Below are 6,363 nucleotides of genomic sequence, written 5' to 3' on the forward strand. Positions count from 1 at the left end.
CCTAGCGGCTGAACGGGATAAGCGCGCGCACCCTGGCGTCGCGCAGATAGAGCCCGCCCCACAGGACCACGCCGAGATAGACGCCGAACAGCGTGTGCGAGAAAAGCGGGTTGCCGATGCGCACATGTGTTGAGATGGCGCCGCCCATATAGGCGGTGAGCAGGATGGCGCCGAGCACCGAGGTGCGCGGCAGCGCATAGAGCGCGGTCGAGACCAGCCCGACGATGCCGAGCAGCCGCGCGATGTTGGCGTCGGACGGCCAGCCGAGCTCAGCCATGGTCTGGGTGACCACGCCGAGCGGAGGCAGCTTGATGACGCCATCGAAGATCATGAACAGGACGACGACGGCGCTGAGCGCGCGCCCGGTCCACAAGGCGCCGTTCGAGACGGGCGCGGCCTCAGAAATGCTCATGGTGTTCCCTCCAAGTGGCTCGAATGCCGGCTGCTTGCCGGTTTCAATCCAAGGACGGAGGAAGACGCCGCGATCCTACAAGGCTGAGGTTCTTTTTTAGCGCAGGCGCAACTATCTTTCGTCATCCTTGGGCTTGACCCAAGGATCCATGCCCGTGACCTCGGCCGAAGAACACCGCGGTTCAGAACAAGCTCCCATCCGTTGTGAAAAAGGGCTCGATCCTGGCCCGCTTTGCCTATCACGAACGTTACGGCATGGATCCCAGGGTCTACGCGCGTCGCTTTGCTCCTTGCTCCGCGCTGGGATGACGACAGGGCAGGGCTACGAAAAATAAAACTTGTCGGCTGGGATCATCTTCGGCGGCGTCTCGCCCAGCGCCTCGAATACGGAAATCTCGCAGACGCGGCAGAGACCGTCCAGCGCCAGGTCGTTGGGCTGGGTTCCGAACGGGTCCTCTAGCTCCTCGGAAAGCGCGTCGAGGCCGAAGAAGGTGTAGGCGATCAGCGCCGTGAACAACGGCGTCGCCCAGCCCGTGGCGGAGGCCAGCCCGAACGGCAGCAGCAGGCAGAAGACATAGGCCGTCCGCTGCAGGAGCAGCGTGTAGGCGAAGGGCAGCGGCGTGCCCATGATGCGCTCGCATCCGGCCTCGGCGGCGGCGATTTCCGACAGACGCTCGTCGAGGATGCGGTAGCCGATCGTGTCGATGGCGCCGCTTTTGCGCAGGGCGGCGACGCGCGCTCCCATCCGGCGCACCATGGCGTCAGGCGCGTTGGAAGCACGCGCGACCGCCTCGACGTCGTCACCGATGAAGCCGCGTGCTTCCGGGAGAGCATCGACCCGACGCAGCAAGCCTCGCAGGAAATGGCAGAAAGCGATCGCGTCCATCAGCAGGCCGCGCAGCTCGCTCCGATCCTCGATCAACCCGGTCGAGGCGCGCGCCAGGTTGCGGATGTCGAAGACGAGCTGGCCCCACAGCTTGCGCGCCTCCCACCAGCGGTCATAGGCGGCGTTGTTGCGGAAGCCGAGATAGATCGACAGCGCCACGCCGAGCAGGGCGAAGGGCGCGGTGCCGGCATTGCCGAACTCCAACTTGAGGGCGCGCACGATCAGCACCACCAGCGCGCCATAGGCGGCGAAGCCGAAGATCTGCGGCAGGATGCGCGGCACCACGGAGCCGCGCATGATGAAGAACAGATGCAGGATTCCAGGGCGCGGCCGGACGATCATCGAAACCCTCAAGAGCAATTCCAGGAAACTGCGCGCTTCCGCGAGACAGTCCGACACCGCGCCTGAGCCGGGCGGCGCTGATCTTGTGTATTGTGTTATTCATCAGCTCCGCAAGCTCGGCCGCTCGCGACATTGCGATGTCGTTTGAACAGCGGAGGACTGGCGGCACCGGGCGGCCGCTCTGGAGCAATTCCAGGAAAGGTGTGTACCGATTTTCCGTCCGGAATTGCGCAAAAAACAAATAGTTAGAGCGGTTCGGCGATTCTATGAATCGCTGAAACGCTCTGGAGAGCGACGTCGTCCAAGCACCAGACCGTGGACAAGTCACCAAGGGAGAGAAGATGACCGGCGAGACCGATCTGCAAAAGCTGCTGGCGTCGATGACCCCGCAACTGCTTCCCGAGATCTATGTCTTTGCCTCGCTGGCGCCGGGCGTGACCCTGCCGGACGGACTCGATCCGGTCCTGCAATTCCGCGAACGGGAAGGCCGGACGCTGATCGTGCCCGAAGATCAGGCGAAAGCGGCCGGCCTCGCCGCCACGTTCCGCTGCCGCATGATCACGCTGGACATCCATTCCTCGCTGGAGGCGGTGGGCTTCCTCGCCGCCGTAACCGCGCGGCTCGCGGCCGCCGGCATGGGCGTCAATCCGGTCTCGGCTTTCTATCACGATCACCTGTTCGTCCCGGCGGAGCGGGCCGGGGAGGCGCTGGCGATATTGCGGCAATTGGCGGCGGACAGCGGCGGCTAAAGCATATCTCCGAAAGTGGGACCGGTTTCGGGACAAAAAGAAGCGGCCAGTCACAGGCCGCCACCTCGCGGAGGCCCAGCCGCGTCAGCGGCGGTACTGGCCGCGAGCGAGAACCCAACGGCCGAAGGCCGAGCCCGCGACCGCGGGCCGCCGGTCGTCCGGCGCCCCCCGGAGGGCCCGCCGCGGCAGCGGCGATACGGCCCGTGAGCGAAAACCGAATCGGCCAAAGGCCGAGCCCGCGACCGCGGGCCGCCGGTCGTCCGGCGCCCTCGCGGAGGCCCAGCCGCGTCAGCGGCGAAACGGGCCGTGAGCGAAAATCAAGCCGCCTGCTTCTTCGGCTGGATCAGGCCGCGCTCGACCAAGAGCTCGGCGATCTGGACGGCGTTGAGGGCCGCGCCCTTGCGCAGATTGTCGGAGACGACCCACATCGACAGGCCGTTGTCGACGGTCGAATCCTCGCGGATGCGCGAGATGAAGGTGGCGTCTTCGCCGGCCGATTCGAGCGGCGTGATGTAGCCGCCGTTCTCGCGCTTGTCCAAGACCTGGCAGCCCGGCGCCTCGCGCAGGATCTCGCGCGCCTCGTCCGCCGTGATCGGCTTCTCGAACTCGATGTTGACCGCTTCCGAATGGCCGATGAACACCGGCACCCGCACGCAGGTCGCCGTCAGCTTGATCTTGGGGTCGAGCATCTTCTTGGTCTCGGCCACCATCTTCCACTCTTCCTTGGTGAAGCCGTCGTCGAGGAAGACGTCGATATGCGGAATGACGTTGAAGGCGATGCGCTTGGTGAACTTCTTGACGTCGACCTGGTCGGCGACGAAGACCGCGCGGGTCTGGGTAAAGAGTTCGTCCATGCCTTCCTTGCCGGCGCCGGAGACCGACTGGTAGGTGGCGACGACGACGCGCTTGATGGTGGCGACGTCATGCAGCGGCTTCAGCGCCACGACGAGCTGCGCCGTCGAGCAGTTCGGGTTGGCGATGATGTTCTTGCGCGAGAACAGCTCGACCGCGTCCGGGTTCACCTCCGGCACGATCAGCGGCACGTCCGGATCGTAGCGGAAGGCCGACGAATTATCGATGACGACGCAGCCCTGCTTGCCGATCTTGGGCGACCATTCCTTGGAGACATTGCCGCCAGCCGACATGACGCAGATATCGGTGTCTGAAAAGTCGTAGGTGTCGAGCGCCTTGACCTTCAGCGTGCGGTCGCCGAAGGACACTTCGGTACCCTGGCTGCGCCGCGAGGCCAGCGCCACGACCTCGCTCACCGGGAAGCCGCGCTCGTCCAGAATGTTGAGCATTTCGCGGCCCACATTGCCCGTGGCGCCGACTACCGCAACCTTGAAACTCATAAAGATCTCCTGTCCCTCTCCGCTTGGTTGTTGGAGAAAACCCGCCGGCCTCATGCGGGTTCCGTCCCCCGGGCCGAACCCGGGAGAGGGTGGTTAGGCCAAGGGAATCACACCGTTTTGGTGGTGGTTTTGGCCGTAGTTTTGCTGGAACGAGCGGACACGCCGACGCGCCCGGCCCAATGGTTCGCATTGAGGCTGGGGGCATCGAATGCAAGAAGAGCCATCAAGAGGCCGCGCATCGAGGATGATCCCGTTCGGTGCCGGCTTTTACGCACTTTGCTAAAAGAGTCAATCGGCGCGCCGATCCACCTTGTCCCACAAGAGGAGAAGGGCAAGGCGCCGCCGCCTGCTCTGTACAATGACGGGCGCAAGAAGTAGGAACGCCCAAATTTCGTTTGGCTGGCGCAGTGCCGGCCTTGTGCTCCACGACGAGCGCAGAACCCGAATCCCGAAAGAAGAAGATGTCCAGTTTCGATACGATCGTTCCTGCGCTGGCAGAGGCGCTGGAAAAGCGCGGTTATTCAGCGCTCACGGCGGTGCAGCAGGCGGTGCTGGCGCCCGGGCTAGGCTCGGCCGACGCGCTGGTTTCGGCCCAGACCGGTTCCGGCAAGACGGTTGCCTTCGGCCTTGCCCTGGCGCCGAGCCTTCTCGGCGGCGCGCAACGCTTCACTGACGCCGGCGCGCCGCTGGGACTGGTGGTGGCGCCGACACGCGAGCTGGCGCTGCAGGTTCGGCGCGAACTTGAATGGCTCTACGAGCTGACCGGCGCGACCGTCGCGTCCTGCGTCGGCGGCATGGACATGCGCGGCGAGCGGCGAGCGCTGGAGCGCGGCGCCCACATCGTCGTCGGCACGCCGGGCCGGCTGCGCGACCACATCACCCGCGGCGCGCTCGACATGTCGGCGTTGAAGGCCGTGGTGCTGGACGAGGCCGACGAGATGCTCGATCTCGGTTTCCGCGAGGACCTCGAATTCATCCTCGACGCCGCGCCCGCCGAGCGCCGCACGCTGATGTTTTCCGCCACCGTGCCGCGCTCCATCGCCACGCTGGCGAAAAGCTACCAGCGCGAGGCCGTGCGCATCACGGCCGGCGGCGAGGAGAAGCAGCATCTCGACATCGAGTACCGGGCGCTGAGCGTGGCACCCGCCGACCGCGAGAACGCCATCATCAACGTGCTGCGCTATTACGAGGCCACCAACGCGATGGTGTTCTGCAACACGCGCGCCGCCGTCAACCATCTCACCGCGCGCTTCAACAACCGCAATTTCTCCGTCGTGGCGCTGTCCGGCGAGCTCAGCCAGAACGAGCGCAGCCATGCGCTGCAGGCGATGCGCGACGGCCGCGCCAGGGTCTGCATCGCCACCGACGTCGCGGCCCGCGGCATCGACCTGCCCAATCTCGACCTGGTCATCCATGCCGACCTGCCGACTAATCCGGAGACGCTGCTGCATCGCAGCGGGCGCACTGGGCGCGCCGGAAGAAAAGGCGTCAGCGCGCTGATCGTGCCGGGCAGCGCCCGTCGTCGCACCGAGCGCCTGCTGCACAATGCCGGCCTGACCGCTGCCTGGGCGAGCCCGCCCTCAGCCGACGAGGTGCTGCGCCGTGACGACGAGCGCATCCTCGCCGATCCGGCCTTCGGCGAGCCGGTGAAGGACGAGGAGCGTGACTTCGCCACAGCGCTTCTCGAGCGGCATGGCGCAGAACTGGTGGCCGCGGCCTTCGTGCGGCTTTGCCGCGGCAGCCGCTCGGCGCCCGAGGACCTGCTCGATGTCGCGCCGTTCGCGCCGTCGAAAGAGAAGTTCTCGCGTAGGGACGAGGCGCCAGGCCGCCGCGACGATTTCGGCGACAGCGTCTGGTTCTCGCTGTCGGTGGGGCGCCGGCAGAATGCCGAGCCGCGCTGGCTGATCCCGATGCTGTGCCGCACCGGCAGCATCTCCAAACGCGAGATCGGCGCCATCAAGATGCAGCCGGAAGAGACCTTCGTGCAGATCGCGGCCGACTGGGCCGACCGCTTCCTCGCCGCGATCGGCCCTGACCGCAAGCTGCAGGGCAGCATCGCGGTCAGGCGGCTCGACGGCACGCCGGATCTGTCGCGGGCCGGATACCAGCCGCCGAAACCGGAGAAGAGGCCGCATCGCGGCAAGCGCGCTTTCGATCAGAACGCGCCCAAATTCGAGAAGCGCGGGCCGGCCGGGCATCAGCCTGCCGGGGCGCCGGACTCAAAACCCTGGGCAAAGAAACCCGGCAAAGCCAAGTTCGACAAGCCAAAATTCGACAAGCCGAAGTTCGATGGGCCGAAGTTCGATGGGCCGAAATCTGACCGGCCGGCGAAGCGCAAGAAGCAGAAGAAGCGGCCGGCATAGGGTCGCGACCGAAGTTGAAGCCGACCCGCGGCGAATGCCGGCGGTAATCGCCAACCTCGGGGACTGGCCGAAGCATCCGAGTTTCGTCATCCACGCGCGGGGCGGGAGCGAAGCGGACGCGTAGACCACCCGAGGATCCTGTGTGTTGGTTCCGTTGTATGGTTGAAGTGGGAAGGAGGCCGAGAGGATCCTGGTCGTCCTTGCGGACAGGCCGTGGCATGGCTCGGTCCCTTCCCACCAAAGAACCATCAACCTGAACA

Annotated in this window: 5 protein-coding genes; 2 read left to right on the forward strand and 3 right to left on the reverse strand. The window is 65.8% G+C overall.

Annotation, left to right across the window (positions count from 1 at the left end; genetic code table 11):
• Position 1: 1 nt before the first annotated feature.
• Both EN853_RS28640 and EN853_RS28645 read right to left on the reverse strand, forming a co-directional pair.
• On the reverse strand, positions 2 to 412 hold the full coding sequence (locus tag EN853_RS28640; protein WP_127862362.1) for a DoxX family protein: 411 nt from the start codon (positions 410 to 412) through the stop codon (positions 2 to 4).
• Positions 413 to 733: 321 nt separating this feature from the next.
• Positions 734 to 1,639: a bestrophin family ion channel gene (locus EN853_RS28645; protein ID WP_127862361.1), complete on the reverse strand. Its 906-nt coding sequence runs from the start codon at positions 1,637 to 1,639 to the stop codon at positions 734 to 736.
• A gap of 341 nt (positions 1,640 to 1,980) precedes the next feature.
• On the opposite strand from EN853_RS28645, the gene EN853_RS28650 reads away from it, so the two are divergent.
• Positions 1,981 to 2,388, forward strand: a complete 408-nt coding sequence (locus tag EN853_RS28650; RefSeq protein WP_127862360.1) for an ACT domain-containing protein — start codon at positions 1,981 to 1,983, stop codon at positions 2,386 to 2,388.
• Positions 2,389 to 2,705: 317 nt separating this feature from the next.
• Here the strand turns inward: EN853_RS28650 and EN853_RS28655 are convergent, their stop codons facing one another.
• Entirely contained in the window at positions 2,706 to 3,740 is a 1,035-nt protein-coding gene (locus EN853_RS28655; RefSeq protein ID WP_127862359.1) for an aspartate-semialdehyde dehydrogenase, read from the reverse strand.
• Between the two features lie 461 nt (positions 3,741 to 4,201).
• On the opposite strand from EN853_RS28655, the gene EN853_RS28660 reads away from it, so the two are divergent.
• The gene (locus EN853_RS28660; protein WP_127862358.1) at positions 4,202 to 6,103 is read left to right on the forward strand and encodes a DEAD/DEAH box helicase; all 1,902 of its coding nucleotides are present in this window, start codon (positions 4,202 to 4,204) and stop codon (positions 6,101 to 6,103) included.
• Positions 6,104 to 6,363 lie beyond the last annotated feature (260 nt).

The sequence above is a fragment of the Mesorhizobium sp. M1C.F.Ca.ET.210.01.1.1 genome (genome assembly GCF_004791585.1).
In the GTDB taxonomy this organism is placed as follows: Bacteria; Pseudomonadota; Alphaproteobacteria; order Rhizobiales; family Rhizobiaceae; genus Mesorhizobium.